We start from the raw sequence: 17,581 nt of genomic DNA, 5'->3' as shown, positions 1-17,581 counted from the left end.
CGTCATGCCGCCTTCCTTTCGATCGCCCTCTTCGCGCGCAAATATTTGTCCATATGCGCCGCGACATCGCGCCCGTCGCGCACCGCCCAGACCACCAGGCTGGCACCGCGGACGATGTCGCCGGCGGCGAACACGCCATCCAGGCTGGTCATCAGCGTGGCATTGTCGACCAGCAACGTCCCCCAGCGCGTCACCCCGAGCTCGGGCGCGTTAAACAATCGCGGCAGATCCTCAGCGTCGAAGCCAAGCGCCTTGATCACCAGATCGGCCCGACGAACTTCGCTCTCGCCACCATCGGGTTCCGGCGCGCGGCGACCGCTGGCGTCAGGCGCGCCGAGCCGCATCCGCGCGATCGATACGCTGTCGACCGTATCGCCGCCGCCGAATGCCTCGGGCGCCGATAGCCAGACGAATTCGACGCCTTCCTCCTCGGCATTGCCGACCTCGCGTTGCGAGCCGGGCATGTTGGCGCGGTCGCGGCGATAGAGGCAGGCGACCGAGGCCGCGCCCTGGCGCACCGCGGTGCGCACGCAATCCATCGCGGTGTCGCCGCCGCCGACCACGATCACATTCTTGCCAGCCGCATCGAGCGCACCGCTGTCGAAATCGGGCACGGCGTCGCCGAAGCTCTTGCGGTTCGATGCGGTCAGATAGTCGAGTGCCTCGACCACGCCGTTCGCCTCGACCCCCGGGGCGGCAAGACCGCGCGCCTTGTACACGCCGGTCGCGACCAGGATGGCGTCGTGCTTGGTCCGCAATTCCTCGAGGTCCGCCTCGCGCCCGACCTCGAACCCTTCGTGGAACACGATGCCGCCCGCTTTCAGGCGATCGACGCGACGCATCACCACCGGCTTTTCGAGCTTGAAGCCGGGGATGCCATAAGTCAGCAACCCGCCCGCGCGGTCGTGGCGGTCATAGATATGGACCTCGTATCCGGCGACGCGCAGCAACTCGGCCGCGGTCAGCCCGGCCGGCCCCGCGCCGATGATGCCGACCGACTGGCCGCGCGCGGGCCCCGGCACGATCGGTTCGACCCAGCCATTCTCCCAGGCGGTGTCGGTAATGAATTTCTCGACCGAGCCGATCGTCACCGCGCCATGGCCGGAGAATTCGATCACGCAATTGCCTTCGCACAACCGGTCCTGCGGACAGATGCGGCCGCAAATCTCGGGCATGGTCGAGGTCGCGTTGCTGAGCTCATAGGCCTCACGCAACCGACCCTCGGCGGTCAGCCGCAGCCAATCGGGGATATGATTGTGCAGCGGACAGTGCACCGAGCAATAAGGCACCCCGCATTGCGAGCAGCGCGCCGACTGTTCCTCGGCGGCGGGCACACCATAGCGGTCGGCGATCTCGTGAAAGTCCTCCGCGCGCTGCTGAGCGTCGCGCTTGGCCGGATAGGCCTGCGTTACACCCACGAATTTCAGCATATCACCGGCCATCGCCCGCTCCCTTCGGAACGGCCGCTAGCCTGTTTCTCTCCGTTCGTCACGCAAATTCGGTCCGATACGGCAGTTATACTGCCTTATTTAACCGTCATTCTGGGTTGTTCCGCCGCATAGCGTGGAGAAGATCATCTATTTAGTTCCGATGTGGACTTATTTGAGTAGGAACACCAGTGCCAAGGCGCCGACAGCGATTCGGTACCAGCCGAACGGGCTGAACCCCGTCTTGCCAACCAGCCCGACGAACCACCTGACCACGAGCAAGGCCACGACGAACGCGACCACGAAACCGACGGCGATCAGGCCGAACCCGACGCTGTTCGCGGCCATCAGTTCGTGCCGCTTGGTGACGAGTTCGAGCACGGTCGCGCCGAGCATGGTCGGGATGGCGAGAAAGAAACTGAATTCGGCCGCCGTCCGGCGTTCGACCCCCAGGCTCAACGCGCCGAGGATCGTCGCGCCCGAGCGGCTGACGCCGGGGATCATCGCCAGGCATTGGATGAAGCCGATGCCGATTACCTTGGGCAGCGGAATCTCGGCGACGCCCTTGATCCGGCCTTCCCTGACCGTGCGTTCGATGCCGATGATCGCGATGCCGCCGACGATCAGCGCAATCGCCACCGTCAGCGGCGATCCGAGCAGTTTCTCGATCTGCTTGTGCAAGACGAGCCCGATCACTGCGGCGGGCAGGAACGCGACGAGCAGGTTGCGGACGAAGCGGACCGAGGTCGGATCGAACCGCAACAGCCCCTGGAGCACGGCCCAGAACGTCCGCCAATAGAGGACGACGATCGCCAGAATCGCGCCCAATTGGATGACGATGTTGAACAGCGCCCAATATTCGGAATTATAGCCGAGCAGCGCGCTGGCCAGGATGAGGTGCCCGGTCGAGGAAACCGGCAGGAATTCGGTCACGCCCTCGACAATGCCGAGGATGATGGCGGTAATCACGTCGTTCACGGGGGATACTCCCTATACGCGGGCGCAGCCGCGAACGGATGTCTGTTGGAAGGTCAGGCCGCCTTGGCGCGCAGGCCGAACCGGCCCGCCTTGCGATATTGCACCAGCCAGGACCCCGCGACCGCTTCCATCGGCGTCGGCGCGATGTCCAGCGACTCCAATCCGGGAAGCGTGCCGCCGGCGACATTGTCGGTCTTGAGCATCTTCCACTGGTCGAGCTTGATCGGCGCGCCCGGCAGGAAGCCGGCGTAAGCGATCGCCTGGCCGGCAATGTCGGGCAATTCGATGAAGTCGGCCTCGCGCCCGATCGTCTCGGATAGCCAGCGCAGCAGGTCGCGCATCGTGATGACTTCGGGACCGGTCGCCTCGATCGTCCGGCCAGCCTGCGAATCGCTCTTTTCCAAAGCCCGCACGACCGCGCGCGCGACGTCGACGACATGGACCGGCTGGAATTTAGCGCCCGCGCGCAGCACCGGCACCGCCGCGCGGCCGAACACGCCCGGGGCACTGCTGATCATCCCGGCGAAGCGGTTGAGGAACTTGTCTTCAGGCCCGAACACGACCGAGGGACGGAGCACGATGGCATCCGGAAAAACCTCGCGCGCCGCAGCTTCGCCCGCTGCCTTGCTGGCATAATAACGCGACGGCGACTCGGCATCGGCACCGAGCGCCGAGAGATGGAGGAACGCCGCCGCGCCGGTATCGCGCGCCGCCTTCGCCGCCGCGCGCACGCCCGCGACGTGGATGCCGTGGAAATCGGGACCCCAGGTTCCCACCAGATAAACCACGGCGTCCGAGCCGGCGACCGCGCGCGAGATCGTGTCCGGCTTCGTCACGTCGGCGGCGACGAACTGCGTCTGACCGAGCCCGCCCAGCGGCTTCAGGAACCAGGCGCGGCGCGGATCGCGCTCGACCACGCGAATCCGCGCGCCCGCGGCGAGCAATTCCTGCGCGACGTAACGGCCGATGAATCCGCCTCCGCCGATCAGTGTTACCAGCTTGTCCTTCATGACGATCCTCGACACCATGCCTGCCCTCCCCATGCCGCGCCCCGCGCCGTGCCGCAAGCGTCGCGGTCGCTGTTGACAACCAGCAGGTGCGCCAATAGAGCGCGCCCCCTACCCCGTGCCCAGATGGCGGAATTGGTAGACGCACCAGCTTCAGGTGCTGGCGCTCGCAAGGGCGTGGAGGTTCGAGTCCTCTTCTGGGCACCAGGGACCTTCCGGCATCGTCCGGAAAGGTCCACCGAGCGGCTGGTTTACAGCATATTTTTATCGAAAATCGCCGAATGAACCTGCCGCTATGGGAGCGCGCGGAGCGCCCAGCGTTGAATCGCACGTGTGCTACAGAATCACCGTCGCACGGACCAATCGGGATGTTGTCGTCGATTGCGCGACTGAACGACGGGACTGCGGACGCGGGCGCCATACGGAGACGGGCAATGACATTTTCCGGTCAACTGGTCCGAATTTGTGACGGAAGCGCCGACGGCGAGCGCGATTAGCGAGCCGGACGGTTCGCGGCGACGAAGAAGTCTATGAACGCGCGAACCGCCGGGCGTACGTGACGGCGACTGGCATGGTATAGATAATAGCCGGGAAAAGGCGGGCAATTATCGGGAAACAGTTCCACCAATTCCCCGCTGGCCAGGTAATCCGCGATCCGATGTTCGTGGAGGAAGGCGATCCCCATGCCATCGAGCGCAGCGCGGACCATGAGCTGATCGTCATTGGTGGTGAAGGAGTCTCGTGCGGCGCCTAGCGTGATTTCCGCGCCGTCGCGGACCACTTCCCATTGATAGACGCCGCCGCCGGTGAAGCGGCGAACCAGGCACCGATGCCGCGCCAGATCCTCGAGCGCCAGGGGAGCGCCGTGGCGGTCGATATAGGCTGGGGCGGCGACGATCGTGAAGCGTTGCGGTCCGCCAATCCGTGTGGCGATCATGTCCGGCTGCAGGTTTTCGCCGAGGCGAAGCCCGACGTCGAAGCCATCGGCGACGATATCGACGAAGCGATCCTCGACGACCAGATCGATCGCCACCGACGGATAGGCCTCGGCAAAGGCGGCAAGATGCGGTCCGATCATCTGCAGCGTGGCAGAGCGCGGCGCAGTCACGCGCACAGGACCGGCGGGCGTGGTGTCGGTAGCGTGCGCATCGCGCATCGCTTCCTCGATCTCGCCCAGTGCCGGACCGAGCCGGCCCAGCAGCCGCTGCCCGGCTTCGGTCAGCGCGAGGCTGCGCGTGGTGCGATTGAGCAAACGCATGCCCAGCCGCGCCTCCAGCGCGCCGACCGCGTGACTGACCGCCGATGGCGACATGCCGAGTTGGCGGGCGGCGGCGCGAAAGCCGCCGGTGCGGGCGACTTCGGCAAACAAAGCAAGCTGGGGCAAGCGGTCGCGATCCATTGATCGACCTCATCGAACAGGATGTACGATATAGTTGGTCTAATCCGGACAGTCGAGCACGCCATATCGCTGGCGCACTTTCTGATGGAGACGTGATCATGCAAATGCGAAAACTCGGACCTCTGGATGTTTCGGCCATCGGGCTCGGTTGCATGGGCTTCACCGCGGCTTATGGCGGCCAGGATGAAGGCGCGTCGATCGCGACGCTGCACCGCGCGGTCGAGCTCGGCGTCACTCTGTTCGACACAGCCGAGGTATATGGCCCTTATGAGAATGAACCGATCGTCGGCCGCGGGCTGAAAGAGGTTCGGCACAAGGTCCAGATCGCGACCAAATTCGGCTTCCGGATCGGCGACGAAGGCGTCGGCTTCCAGCGAGCCAACGGACTGGATGGATCGCCGGCCAATGCAAAGCGCGTCGCCGAGGCGTCGCTGAAGCGGTTGGGCACCGACGTGATCGACCTCTATTATCTCCACCGCCCCGACCCGGCGACCCCGATCGAGGACTCGGTCGGCGCGATGGCGGACCTGGTCCGGGAAGGAAAGGTGCGCGCGATCGGCCTGTCCGAAGTTACCGCTGACCAGCTGCGGCGCGCGCATGCGGTTCATCCGATCGCCGCCTTGCAGAGCGAATATTCGCTGTGGCAGCGCGACGTAGAAGCAAGCATCCTGCCGGCGTGTCGCGAACTTGGCATTGGGTTCGTACCCTATAGCCCGCTCGGACGCGGATTCCTGTCGGGCCAGATTCGCAGCAAAGACGATCTCGAGCAGAATGATTTCCGCTCGACCCTGCCACGCTTTGCCGAGGGCAATCTGGAGGCGAACCTGTCGCTGGTCGACACCTTCTCGGCCATGGCGGGCGAGCGGGGCGTCACGGCGGCGCAACTGGCGCTCGCCTGGGTGCTGGCGCAGGGCAATGACGTGGTGCCGATCCCCGGCGCGCGCAAAATCCCGCATCTGGAAGACAATGTCGCCGCCGCCGACATCGCATTGTCGGATGACGACATCGCCCGTATCGGCGGCGTCATGGCTGACGTGCGGGGCGAGCGCTATGGCCAGCGCGAGGCGGCGCTGGTCGACCGGAAGTGATCTCGTCGGTTGCAATCGGGCCACAGCAAATCGGCCCTGAAAAGCCGCATGGTCTCCGCTCGATGGCGGAGGCCATGCGGCCGAAATCACGCCGATCGGCAGGCTCGGCATTTCTCGACGATTGAGCTCTGGGCGGACCAAAACGCTGCCGTGACCCCTCGCCTGATCACGGTGCCAGCGCGCCAATGCGCGGCAGGTCAGTGCCAAGAGACGGACACAATCCGTTCGCTCGCAGCTCGATTGGACCGTTCAGCGAGGCCGCGAATCGGGTGGTGAGCGATTGTAGCAGCCTGTGGAGATGCCGGCCGGTTTGTTGCTAGGGCATCCGCATGCTCGTGAAATCGCCCCGCAAGGTCGCCATCTTTTTGGGTCTGATCGTCCTCGCGGCGGCGGGGAGCGTGGTTTGGCTACTGATGACGCTGGGCTGGTTCACGCCGCCGTCGACAAAGTTCGGTTGGCCAGTCGCCATGACCACTGTCGCCGGCGAGGGAGCGCGAGGGCAGACCGACGGCGGAGCGGCAAAAGCGCGATTCGGCGATCCCTTCGCGGTCGTCCTGGATGCGCGCGGCACTTTATTCGTGGCGGACGCCGGCGACACTGGCCGCATCCGCAAGATCGATCCCGACGGCAAGGTGACCACCTTGCCGGGATCGTTCGAAACGCCATCGGGCCTTGCGCTCGACGCCGCTGGCAACCTCTTCGTCGCGGACACCGGCGCCAATACGATCCGCAAGATCAGTCCCGACGGCATAGTGACGACACTCGCCGGAGACGGAGCGGCGGGGTATCGCGATGGCCCCGCCGCAACCGCGCGCTTCAATGGGCCGATCGGCGTGGCGGCCGATGACAAAGGCAATGTCTATGTCGCGGACAGCTATAACGATCGTATCCGCGTCATCACGCCGGAAGGCCGGGTGCGGACGCTGGCGGGCCAGGACGCGCCGGGCTTTGCCGATGGACAGGGCGCGGCCGCGGCGTTCGACACGCCGACCGGGATCGCGCTCAACCGGCACGGCGTGCTGCTCGTCGCGGACTCGGGCAACAACGCGATCCGCAAGATCGAAAAGGACGGCCGCGTATCGACGCTCGCCCGTACCGATCCCAATGATGGCGCCGGCCTGTTGCAAGGGATCATCGGACTGGCGCCGACTTGGGACGGGTTCGTCTATATCGCTTCCTATCGCCGCGGGCGGATCGTCGAAATGTCGCCCGCGGGATCGCTACGCGTGCTCGCCGGGCCGGGATCGACGATCGACGGCAATGCCGCGCTGCCGCTAACGGGGCCGGCCGGGCTCGCGATCGATGGTGCTGGCGGCCTCTATATTGCCGACGCTTCGGCCTATGCCGTTCGCAAGTTCAGTCCGCGTCTTGTCGGTGCCGCCCCGATCCCTGCGGCCATTCCCGAACCAATTGCCCCCGCGCTGGTCAGCAAGCCGGTCTTCCCCTGGCCGGTCGACCCGCAATTTGGCTGGCACGAAGTGGTCGGCGACATGGGCGAAGTGCGCGGCAATTATGATGGCGAAAGTCGGGACCATCTCCATGCCGGGCTGGATATCAGCGCGCCGGTAGGAGGAACGGTGCTCGCCTCCGCGGACGAGACGGTGCGGGACCCGCTCCCCAATTGGGATGTCGAGGGTCTGAGCGAAGGGCTGCGCGTCGACCAGATGACCTATATCCATATGCGCGTCGGCCGCACCGCGACCGGCGTTCCGCTGGACACGAATCGGTTCCAGATCGTCCGCGACGGCGAAGGCCATGTCGTCCGGGTCCGGGTCAAGCGCGGCACTCGTTTCCAGGTCGGCGATCCGCTCGGCACGATCAACCGCATGGCGCATGTCCATCTCGAACTCGGGGCCGCGCGCGCCAAGGTCAATGCGCTGTTGCTGCACTTCCCCAATTTCGGCGATCACGTCGCGCCGCATATCGACGACATCTATGTGCTCGATGCCAATGGTCAGCGCCTCAGCGAAAAGCAGGATGGCCGGCTGATCGTTCCCGCCGCAGGCGGCGCGGTCGGGATCGTTGCCGACGCATGGGACCAGGTCGACGAGAATGCCGCGCGCCGCCGTCTCGGTCTCTATGCGGCAGGCTTCCAGATCCTGAAACAAGACGGCACGCCGGTGGCCGGGTTCGAACGGCCGCGCATCACGATCGAGTTCGATCGCATGCCGACCGCGCCTTTGGCGGCGAAAATCGCCTACGCGCCGTCCAGCGGCGATACCGTCCATAGCGACCAGCGGACGCGCTTTCTCTACGTCGTCACCAACGTCGTGCGACATGGCCGCGTCAGTCCCGGCGGCTGGAACCCGGCGGATGTCGCTCCCGGCAATTACACGATCCGCATCCATGCCGCGGACCGCGCCGGAAATGTCGCATCGGCCGGGCGCGATCTGCCGATCACGATCCGCTGAAGCTGGACACCGGCCGGATGTGGAGCGCGGCCGCGGCGCGCTCCACGATCTCGATCAATAATCCATCGTCGGCATCGGCGCGGCCTTTTCCTCCCTCGGCAGCTCGGCGACCAAAACTTCGGTCGTGATCAGCAACGACGTCACCGACGCGGCGTCCTGCAGCGCCGTCCGCACCACCTATTCGCGTAGGGCGTTCTCGCTCATGCTGGTTCTTTGTGAGTTCGTAGAAGTACCGATAAGGTAATAGCCAGCCAGATTGTCGCGGCAATTGCGAAGATGATTAGCGTTTCGGAAGCCAATCCCAACAGGATAGAAACGGCGCCGGCAGCCGCGAAGAAGTCCCGCATCGTTATCCAGGTCAGCACTTGCATGAGCCGCGACGGCTTTGCGCGAAAATGATCCTTTACCGCATCGAAAGTGAAGGGTCCGCCTCTTAAATGCGCGCGTCGGCCGATCAGGATTAGTCCCAACGTCAGCATCGCAAGACCTTCCGCGCCCGCGGCGGCGGCGACGTGCCGGCCTTGGATCCCCAGATTGATCGTCAGTCCCGCAATGAAGGCGAGGTTTGTGGCGGCATCCGTAACACTGTCGAGCATCGCGCCCTTCGCCGACGTTCGAAAAGTAGCGCGCGCAATCTCGCCGTCGACGCCATCGAAGATTGACGCCGCCTGGAACAGTACAGCGCCCCAGATCAAGCCCATTGAATGGCCCAGGAACAAGCAGGCCGCCATCGCAATGCCGAGTGCCGCCGTACCGAAGGTGGCATGCAGCGGCGTGATGCCGGGCACGCATAGCAGAACTCGGCTGATGGTCCGGGAAATCGGACGGTTGATCGTGCGCGATACGATGCCGTCGCTCGGTTTTGCCGTTGCGAGCAAGATCTCCCCGCTCCGTCTGTTCAATTCGGCAAGGGATTTCCTCACCGAGCCGGGGTCGGCCATGTGGGCCAGATCAAATTGATCACGGCAGATCCCGGACAATGCCGCGAGCGGATTTGTTATCGCTGCTATAATGTCGGGCGCACGCGAAAGCGCTTCGCCGCGCAGATAAAGCGCGTCGGAGAGCGGGCCTAACAGGCAAGCGTCGGCAATAGTCCAGGTGCGGTCGGGCGCGAGTCGTTTTAGTTCCGCTTCGCATCGGGCATTCGGGCTCCAGCCGCCGGGCACAGCGATAATGCATCGCCCGATCGCGTCGATCTCGCGGCCCGCCAGCGAAACCTCCCGCGCGGCACGGGCAGCCGCCGGTACGCCGGCGACGAGATAATTGGCGGTATCCGCTCGTGAAAACACGAGCACCAGACTGGTCACAGTGCGAGGAGCTCCGAAAAAGAATGCGCCGACGCTATTCCCGTCGGGCGAACTCTTATGCAAGTGGAGAAAGGCGCCGATGCGATTGATTCAGAGGGTATAAAATGTCGCGGCAGATATTTGTGAGGACGATGGGCGAAAAGAAGGCGCGAATCCGATGAGTCGCCAATCGCGTCCGCGCGAGTTGCAGGATGCGCTGAACTTCCATCTATATCACCCGCTTGCCTGGTGGCTCGCTCGGCGGCTCGCCAGGACACCGATCACGCCGAACATGATTTCGGTCGCTGGGGGCCTGTGCATCGTAGCCGCAGCGATCGCCTATACCCGGCTGGCCTGGCCGTTATCCGCGGCCCTCGGGTTGCTATTTCACATGGCCTGGCATGTCCTGGACGGCGCCGATGGCGACGTCGCGCGTCTCACCGGACGGAGCGGACCGATCGGGGAAGTGATCGACGGCATTTGCGACTATGCAGGGCATGTCGTCCTGTATCTCGCGCTGGGCGCAATGCTGCAGAGAGCGATCGGCCCAATTGCCTGGATGCCGACGATTGCCGCAGGGATGAGCCGCATCCTGCAGGCCAATCATTTTGAGGTCGAGCGGCGTCAGTATCAATGGTGGGTGTATGCCGTGCCCTGGTTGCGCAATGCGCCCCGCGGCGAATTCCGTAACAAAGGCGGTTTGTTCGTTCTGGGCGCAGCTTATCTGGCGGTGGCAAACAGTGTGGCTCCTACATCGAGACGGATCGACGACGCCATCGAAGCCGCCGCAAACGATCCCGCGGCGCTGGAGAAAATTCGTTCGGTCGTGCGCGGACAGTTCCTCAAGCCCTTGGCCGAGTTGCAACTGCTCGGCGCGAATCAGCGAACGTTGATGCTGGGCCTTTCCATGCTCTTTGGGTCACCGATCTATTATTTCCTCTATGAATCGATAATCCTAAACCTCCTGCTGTTCCGGTCGATCGGCCGCTGCAGGACCGCGACGATTCGCGTTGACGCCCTGCTCGGTCAACCGCGCGCCAGCGTTTTACGATAAACGTCCAGATTGGCCCTGGCGAAATCGCGCCAGCTCAGTTCGGCGGCGCGTGCCAGACCGCGTTCGCGCATTTCGCGCGCCTGCCCGGGATCCTCGGCGATACGCCGGAGCGCCCCGGCAATCTCCAGCGGATTGCGCGGATCGACCAGGATGGCGGCACCTCCGGTGGTTTCCGGCATTGCCGAACAATTGCTCGTGACGACCGGGCAGCCACACGCCATCGCCTCGGCAAGCGGGTTGCCAAATCCTTCACATAGCGACGGGTGGAGCAACGCAAGCGCGGCGGAATAGAGATGCACGAGTTCCTCGCGATCGATCTTTCCCAGCAAGTGCACCCTCCCCGAAATGCCGAGTGATTGGGCGAGCCGTAACAGCCGCCCGGTGCCCCGGCTCATTCGTTGCACGAGGACAATGTCGATCTCATCACGGTCAGCAAAGGCCGCGGCGAAGGCGCGGAGAGCGCCTTCATGATTTTTGTAGGGCGCGAACTGACCGACCGTGAGTACAAAGCGCTTCCCCGCAGGCAATCCGAGCGACGCGAGCAGAGTCGGATCTGGGTCGACCGGGCGAAACGCCGGCGAAACGCCCGATCGCGTCACCGCGATCCGATCCGCAGCATCCGGCAACCAAGCGGCGATGGCATCCCGACTTGCCGCGCTGACCGTCATGATCGCCGCCGAGTAGCGCAGGGCGCGATCGATTCCGCGAGTATAGAAAGTTCGTTTGACTGGTGCGAACATCCCGGAAGCGCACCATTCCGGATTCGAAAGCCACATGATGTCGTGAACGGTCGTGACGCACGGCATCGAAAGGCGACCGGGCATGATGTTGAAAGGAGCATGGAACAGGTCGACGCCCGACAAATCGGCGCAACGCGACATCCACCATAAGGTGGCGGGGCCGTTGGCGGCTTGTCGGACAATTATCTCGCGGGCATTCTCGGCCATGCTGAGCCGCTTTGCGGAAGGATTGCGGAGCAGCAGGAATCGAAGGTCAGGGGCAAGACCCGGCAGGAAGTCGACCAGACCTTGCACCACCTCGCCAATGCCGCTGGGACGCGGCCCGATATACCGGCAGTCGATGCAGACGGTCGTCATGCAGCACGGATAATGGATCGGGGTTGCTCTCTCATCGGTCCCAGCCAGGCTGCTCGCCGACGAAGCGATGCTTTACCATTTTGGGGAGCCGTAAACGCATCAGGGACGAACCTCGAAAACACTCCCTAGCCCGCCGTCTTTCCTAGCCGATGGGCTCGCGGCCATTGGCCAGCAAAAATGCGCCGCGGCGATGCCGCAATAGGTGGAAAATATCCCATCCGCAAAGCCCAACCGTGCCTGTGATTGGATAACCTGCGAAAATGGATGGAATTTCCGTTCCCTGGCAAACTTACTCTGGTATCAACGAGCAGGTCGTCCTACCCGCGCCGAGATTTGAAGGCGAGTAAATGAGTGAGGTAAAATGAAATCGATTCGCGTCGCGCTTGTCGGCATCGGAAATTGCGCAAGCTCGCTGGTACAGGGGGTATATCATTACCGGGGCGATGCGTCGCGGGGACTAATCCATGAGACGATCGGGCGGTACGGTGCGGGTGACGTGCAGTTCGTGCTCGGCATCGATGTCGACGCCCGCAAGGTAGGCAAGGACATTGCGGAGGCGATTTACGCCGCGCCCAACAACACCACGGTGTTCAATCCCGATGTGCCGTTGACGGGCGCGACGGTGATCCGTGGACGCGCGCTTGACGGCGTCGCTCCGCATATGACTACAGCCGGGGAGCGCGGGTTCGTGCTCGCCGATGGACCGGATGCCACCAAGGAAGGCATCGTCGAGGCGCTGAGGCAATCCAACGCGGAGATACTCGTCAACTTCCTGCCCGTCGGATCGCAGGATGCTACTGAATTCTATATGGAATGCGCCCTTGAGGCAGGTTTGGCGGTCGTCAATTGCATGCCCGTCTTCATCGCCAGCGACCCCTATTGGGAGGCTCGTTTCGCTGAGCGCAGGCTTCCGATCGTCGGTGACGACATCAAGGCGCAGGTTGGCGCAACGATCGTCCACCGCGCGCTCTCCAGCCTGTTCACCGCACGGGGCGTGACCGTTCAGCGCACTTATCAGATCAACACCGGCGGCAATACCGACTTCATGAACATGCTGGATCGTCAACGCCTCACCAGCAAGAAACTATCCAAGACCGAAGCCGTGCAGGCCGCGCTTGCCGAGCGGCTGGAAGACGAAAACATTCTGATCGGCCCGTCCGAATACGTGCCGTGGCAGAAGGACAACAAGGTCTGCTTCCTCCGGGTCGAGGGTACGCAATGGGGCGATGTGCCCTTCAACGTCGAAGTGCGCCTGTCCGTGGAAGACAGCCCGAACGCCGCGGCGTGCGTGATCGATGCTATCCGTTGCTGCAAGATCGCGCTCGAGCGCGGCGAAGGCGGCGTGCTGATCGCGCCCTCGGCCTATTTCTGCAAGCATCCGCCCCAGCAATTCAATGACGAAGTCGCGGGCCGCATGCTCGACGCCTACATCGTCGAAGTCGCGCGCGCCGTGGGCTGATGCCCGAGCCGATACCTGTTGCTGATCTCCGGATGATGCTTCGATGGACGCGCTGATCATCGCGGCCGGCTTCGGCAGCAGACTGCGTTCCGTTTCCGATTCCAAGCCGCTGACCCCGATATTGGGAGTGGCGCTGCTGGAACTCGGCATCCGGCAGGCGGCAAGCGCAGGTGCGCGGCGCGCCGTCGTCGTGACCGGGCATGGCGCTGAGGCGGTCGAGGCGGCTCTGCCCGCCTTTGCGCGCGGCGCGGGAATTCCGGTGGTCGCGCAGCGGGTCGAGGATTGGTCGTTACCCAATGGCTATTCGGTGATGGCGGGGGCCGCGCGCATCGAGGGCAATTATCTGCTGATGATGGCGGACCATCTTTTTACGCGATCGATCCTCGCCGATCTGGTCGGTCGGGGCGGAACCGATCGCGACGTGACGCTGGCGATAGATCGTCGGGTCGACAGTCCCCTGGTCGATCCGGAGGATGCCACCTGGGTCAGGCTGGATGAGCGTGGGTTCATTACGGCGATCGGCAAAACGGTTTCGCCATATGATGCGGTGGACTGCGGTGCGTTCCTGGCGACGCCGGCGCTGTCGTCCGCGATTGCCGAGGCGATTGCGGCCGGCCGGCCGGGCAGCCTCTCCGACGGCATGCAGCGACTGGCGGACCGTGGACGAGCGGCGACGATGGAGATCGACGGAGCCTGGTGGCTCGACGTGGATGATCCGCGCGCGTTGACGATTGCCGAAGCCGAGGCGCCGGCGCGCTTGGCCGATCTCTATGCGGACCGCGCGATTGCTACGACGGGCTGTCCATGACCGGCGAGCTTGACCCAGCCCTCAACGAGCCGGTGACCGCGCTTTCGCCGCTTTCTTCCAAAAGCAATCACCTGGCCCTGGTCGGTGGGCTGCCGTGCTCGGCGACCTATTTCGCCGCCGAACTCTGCCGCGACCTGTTGTCGCGCAAATACGGCGCGTGTGAAGTGATCCCGCTCAACGATCTCGGCGAAGCGACGCTCGAAAAGATCGCATCCGCCAGCCATCCCATCATGTTTCTCTCGGAAGTTCCCGACGCCGCCGTCGCCGAGGCGATCGGTCGGTTCGACTTTCCCGTGCTTATAATCGACCAGAGTTTCTCCGAAGCAAGCCTGGATTTCATTGCGGCGCGCGACGCGAAGCTGCTCGATACGGTGCGGACGATGGCCCGTGCGCAGATCGGTTTGGATGCATTGCTTGAGATCCCGCGGAGCGAGTTGCTGGCGGCGAACCATCGGGAACCCGTTTCGGCTCTCGCCGGACGCATCGCGGCCATTTGCAATGTCGACCCGGCAATGTGTCAGGCGATGATCGATGAACGCGATCTCCATCGCCCGCTGCGCGATGTTCTCGCCTCGCATTTCAACTACGAACGGCAACAACCTTCCGAGGAGGTTACCGAGCTGTTATGCCGACTTGATCGCTTCTACAGCTTTCATGCCGAGCAGCGCGATCCGGCATGGCACCTTCCACTCGAACTGTTGATTGAGGCGGCGCCTCCTTATTTGCCCGCGACCCATCCGTTCGACCTGCTCGGCCCCGCGCGGTGTTTGAGTATCGGACCATATCTCCATTTGCCGAGGGGCGACTGGAAGAGCGTTCTCACCTTCTCCTCGTCGGACAACCGATCGACGAACGTGATTGGCTTCGATGTTACCGCTGATGAGCAAATCAAGCTGGAGGAAAATTTCGAAATAGAGGTTGATGGTAAGTTCTCTATCGAGTTTCGGTTCAAAATAGACGATCCATATTATCCGTTCGAGTTCCGAAGCCATTTACGCCGCGGGTCGATCGAGGGAGGGCTAAAGTTGCACTCGCTTGCCCTGGAGCGCTACAGCCAGTGATGCCGATAGAACTATCGAACAGTTCTCCAGCGCATCATGAGCGCGCGGGGCGCACATCCATGTTGTTCGCGCCGGGTTCATGCGTGCCGTCGAGAAGGATTTGACGTTACTCAATCCGCTCGACGATCATTCTTTTCAGGTCCAATTGCTCGAGATCGTCGCGCTTGCGCAACACGATTTCGAAAGCCTCGACCGGGCGGGGCAGCGTGAAGTTGATTTTGCTATCCCAATGCGAAAGCGTTTTCGACAAAATGATCGAATGACCGAAATCGGTCGTGATCGACAAATCCGCGGTGCCGATCGCATCGGCATCGATCCTCAGCGTGTAATTTCCTGCAGGCAAGCTCACATAAGGCCCGAAAAACAAACTGGGCTCAGCAACGTCAGGGTGATCCGCGCGGCGATATCGGAAGGTGCCGTCCGAACGAAGCAAGGCTCCGTCGCCTTCCGCGAAGACAGCGTGATAGTGCAACCCTGCAGGCTTGATCGACATTGCGGTCGGCGACTGCATTGCGTCATTTTCCGGTGTTCGGGTCGCTAGAAGATAGATGTTCCCCGTCGGAATTTCGCCCTCCGGGACGACCCGCAGCGTTCCGCTACCTTCGACGACGCACAGACCCAGACCAAGATGCCGGACAAATTCTACGACATTGCGTCCGTATTCGGTGATCTCGTTCGTGTTGGTATAATATTCGAGCAGAAGGCGAATGTCAGGCGACCGCCTGATGGTTTTTTCCATACCCTTCAGAACAGGGAGTTCATGACTCTCAACGTCCACTTTGACGAAATTGGGATTGATGTCACTGGGCAGGAAATTGTCGATCGTAATCGAACGGACTTTGATGACCGTCTGGGTGTCGCTTGTGTCGCCCGGGTTGCGAATATGACCCGCACCAAGGTGCTCGGGATCGTATGCAAATTCCAATTCGCCATCCTGATCGGCGACGGCGAGGTTTTCCCAATGATATTGGGGTAACCAAATCAACCGGTTGGCCATCGCCGATCGGCGAAGAAATTTGTACGTATGCGGGTTGGCCTCGAACGCGAAGACCTCCCCTTTGCTCCCGATGATTTCGCTCGCGATCATCGAGTACAGGCCGAAATTCGCGCCGATATCAAGGAAAACGTCACCGGGCGAAAGGAAGCGTCGCATGACGGAAACCTCATGCGGTTCGACTGGATATCCCTGGATGTAGGTCAACGACTCCCACGATCGCGTATCCACGCAGATCAGGCTCGAAGAGCCGTGAAGCCTGGCCATACCAGTGGAATTTCCGAGGTAGTAATATTCATTCACCGCCAATGCCCCGACTCTTAATTAAGCAATGCGGTCATTGCTTAATCGCTATGATGCCGAAGCATGTCACGGGAATACCATCCGCAGTTAATTTGATGTGATTGGCATCCCCAACCCAGGCATTTGCTTGGGCAAAGTTCCAGTCATGCGGATAAGGCGCCACGTCGATAAATTTGTCCAGCGGCTTCGACCCTACGTCGAAGTTAAGCGGTGCCACCACGCAGCCTTTCGCTTCCAATCTACGCTTCATCTCTTCGAAGTGCCGGCGCTGGAACAGAACTGTATTCCAATTGTCCACCGTTTCCAGGTCGTTCATAAAATTGAACTCGGTCGTATGGACGGAGACGCCCCCCGGCTTCAGCACATCCACCGCCTTGTCGATGAAATCGATGCCGGTTTCGATAGAGCCCAGATGTTCAAAGGCGCAGATCGACCAGCAGAAATCATAGTCGCGCAAGTGATCAGGAATTTTCGTCATGTCGACATACTGGAAATCGACCAGTTTATCGAAAGTGGCACGGTCGAGAAATTCGGATCGGAACGCCCTATCGACACTGGCATGTTGATCTGTTGCGACCCAACCCGCAGCGCGCTCGTCGGTGGGTTCAAGGTCAGTAACGGTGACCTCGCATCCCTTCGAAGCGAGATACGACGGCAATGGTTCCTCCCCGCAGCCGAAGCCAAGCCCGCGCCGTCCGGGCTGCATATTGCCGGTCTGCCAGATGACCTGAAGCACGTAGGCCAGCTCCCAGATTTTTCGATGCATGACATGCGTAACGCGGAGCTCAGAGGACCAATGGCGCGTCCAGTTCGCCTCCAAATCGGCCTGGGTCGACGGTTTAGATTCGAGGTCGACGTCAAATGGTCCGTTACTCGGCAACGGTGGCAGTGCTTCCGCGAGCGTTTTTGCTAATTCATAACCGAAAAATTTCATGTTGAACTTCATGGCGCTGAAGTCACGCAGAAGCTCGGTCAGAGCGTTGATATTAGGATGTCCCTCGGCGTTCGTAAGGCTGAGCAACTCCGGCAATTGGTCACGAACAGAAGGCACTGATTCGGAAGGCAACTCCGGCCGTGCACCGACTTTCTCTGGGGATTGCGGAGGCGTTTGAGTGCGTCGCGCGAAGGGGTTTTGGGGAAGCGACATACAATATTACTCCATTAGTATTCAAAAAAAAGAAGAAGAGAGCAAGATATAAGAACGGAATT

Annotated in this window: 14 protein-coding genes and 1 tRNA gene; 7 read left to right on the top strand and 8 right to left on the bottom strand. The window is 62.3% G+C overall.

Features of this window, described 5'->3' with window-relative positions:
* Positions 1-2: 2 nt before the first annotated feature.
* From AC1DRD_RS00245 to AC1DRD_RS00235, 3 genes are all read right to left on the bottom strand, one after another.
* A complete protein-coding gene (locus AC1DRD_RS00245) occupies positions 3-1,442 on the bottom strand; it encodes an NAD(P)-dependent oxidoreductase (RefSeq protein ID WP_478039456.1) in 1,440 nt (479 codons plus the stop codon).
* Positions 1,443-1,598: 156 nt separating this feature from the next.
* A complete protein-coding gene (locus AC1DRD_RS00240; protein WP_478030663.1) occupies positions 1,599-2,405 on the bottom strand; it encodes an undecaprenyl-diphosphate phosphatase in 807 nt (268 codons plus the stop codon).
* A 53-nt stretch (positions 2,406-2,458) separates the two neighbouring features.
* The gene (locus AC1DRD_RS00235; protein ID WP_478040594.1) at positions 2,459-3,415 is read right to left on the bottom strand and encodes an NAD-dependent epimerase/dehydratase family protein; all 957 of its coding nucleotides are present in this window, start codon (positions 3,413-3,415) and stop codon (positions 2,459-2,461) included.
* A gap of 117 nt (positions 3,416-3,532) precedes the next feature.
* On the opposite strand from AC1DRD_RS00235, the gene AC1DRD_RS00230 reads away from it, so the two are divergent.
* Positions 3,533-3,619: transfer RNA gene (locus tag AC1DRD_RS00230), tRNA-Leu, on the top strand.
* Between the two features lie 286 nt (positions 3,620-3,905).
* On the opposite strand, the gene AC1DRD_RS00225 is transcribed toward AC1DRD_RS00230, so the two are convergent.
* Positions 3,906-4,811 carry a LysR family transcriptional regulator gene (locus AC1DRD_RS00225; protein ID WP_478039454.1) on the bottom strand — a complete coding sequence of 302 codons (906 nt, stop codon included), beginning with the start codon at positions 4,809-4,811 and terminating at the stop codon, positions 3,906-3,908.
* A 98-nt stretch (positions 4,812-4,909) separates the two neighbouring features.
* On the opposite strand from AC1DRD_RS00225, the gene AC1DRD_RS00220 reads away from it, so the two are divergent.
* Both AC1DRD_RS00220 and AC1DRD_RS00215 read left to right on the top strand, forming a co-directional pair.
* Positions 4,910-5,899, top strand: a complete 990-nt coding sequence (locus tag AC1DRD_RS00220; protein ID WP_478039452.1) for an aldo/keto reductase — start codon at positions 4,910-4,912, stop codon at positions 5,897-5,899.
* A gap of 329 nt (positions 5,900-6,228) precedes the next feature.
* On the top strand, positions 6,229-8,310 hold the full coding sequence (locus AC1DRD_RS00215) for an SMP-30/gluconolactonase/LRE family protein (RefSeq protein WP_478039450.1): 2,082 nt from the start codon (positions 6,229-6,231) through the stop codon (positions 8,308-8,310).
* A gap of 200 nt (positions 8,311-8,510) precedes the next feature.
* Here AC1DRD_RS00215 and AC1DRD_RS00210 read toward each other — a convergent pair whose 3' ends face one another.
* The gene (locus tag AC1DRD_RS00210; protein WP_478039448.1) at positions 8,511-9,617 is read right to left on the bottom strand and encodes a CDP-alcohol phosphatidyltransferase family protein; all 1,107 of its coding nucleotides are present in this window, start codon (positions 9,615-9,617) and stop codon (positions 8,511-8,513) included.
* Between the two features lie 157 nt (positions 9,618-9,774).
* Between AC1DRD_RS00210 and AC1DRD_RS00205 the strand changes: the two genes are divergently transcribed.
* A complete protein-coding gene (locus AC1DRD_RS00205) occupies positions 9,775-10,650 on the top strand; it encodes a CDP-alcohol phosphatidyltransferase family protein (RefSeq protein WP_478030669.1) in 876 nt (291 codons plus the stop codon).
* Here the strand turns inward: AC1DRD_RS00205 and AC1DRD_RS00200 are convergent.
* Entirely contained in the window at positions 10,623-11,513 is an 891-nt protein-coding gene (locus tag AC1DRD_RS00200) for a glycosyltransferase family 4 protein (RefSeq protein ID WP_478039446.1), read from the bottom strand. The two genes, AC1DRD_RS00205 and AC1DRD_RS00200, sit on opposite strands and share 28 nt — an antisense overlap.
* A gap of 595 nt (positions 11,514-12,108) precedes the next feature.
* Between AC1DRD_RS00200 and AC1DRD_RS00195 the strand changes: the two genes are divergently transcribed.
* The 3 genes from AC1DRD_RS00195 to AC1DRD_RS00185 are packed head-to-tail and all read left to right on the top strand — an operon-like array spanning position 12,109 to position 15,075.
* Positions 12,109-13,206 (top strand): inositol-3-phosphate synthase, encoded by a 1,098-nt coding sequence (locus AC1DRD_RS00195; protein ID WP_478030673.1) that lies wholly within the window; start codon positions 12,109-12,111, stop codon positions 13,204-13,206.
* A 43-nt stretch (positions 13,207-13,249) separates the two neighbouring features.
* Positions 13,250-14,014: a phosphocholine cytidylyltransferase family protein gene (locus AC1DRD_RS00190; protein WP_478039444.1), complete on the top strand. Its 765-nt coding sequence runs from the start codon at positions 13,250-13,252 to the stop codon at positions 14,012-14,014.
* Positions 14,011-15,075: a hypothetical protein gene (locus AC1DRD_RS00185; RefSeq protein ID WP_478039442.1), complete on the top strand. Its 1,065-nt coding sequence runs from the start codon at positions 14,011-14,013 to the stop codon at positions 15,073-15,075. The genes AC1DRD_RS00190 and AC1DRD_RS00185 overlap by 4 nt, the downstream gene beginning before the upstream one ends.
* A gap of 106 nt (positions 15,076-15,181) precedes the next feature.
* On the opposite strand, the gene AC1DRD_RS00180 is transcribed toward AC1DRD_RS00185, so the two are convergent.
* Both AC1DRD_RS00180 and AC1DRD_RS00175 read right to left on the bottom strand, forming a co-directional pair.
* Positions 15,182-16,372, bottom strand: a complete 1,191-nt coding sequence (locus AC1DRD_RS00180; protein ID WP_478040593.1) for an FkbM family methyltransferase — start codon at positions 16,370-16,372, stop codon at positions 15,182-15,184.
* A 34-nt stretch (positions 16,373-16,406) separates the two neighbouring features.
* Positions 16,407-17,519, bottom strand: coding sequence for an SAM-dependent methyltransferase (locus AC1DRD_RS00175; RefSeq protein ID WP_478039440.1), 1,113 nt, complete (start codon positions 17,517-17,519; stop codon positions 16,407-16,409).
* Positions 17,520-17,581 lie beyond the last annotated feature (62 nt).

The sequence above is a fragment of the Sphingomonas sp. P4_G2 genome, assembly GCF_056401155.1.
This window is presented reverse-complemented; position numbering and strand designations above follow the sequence as displayed.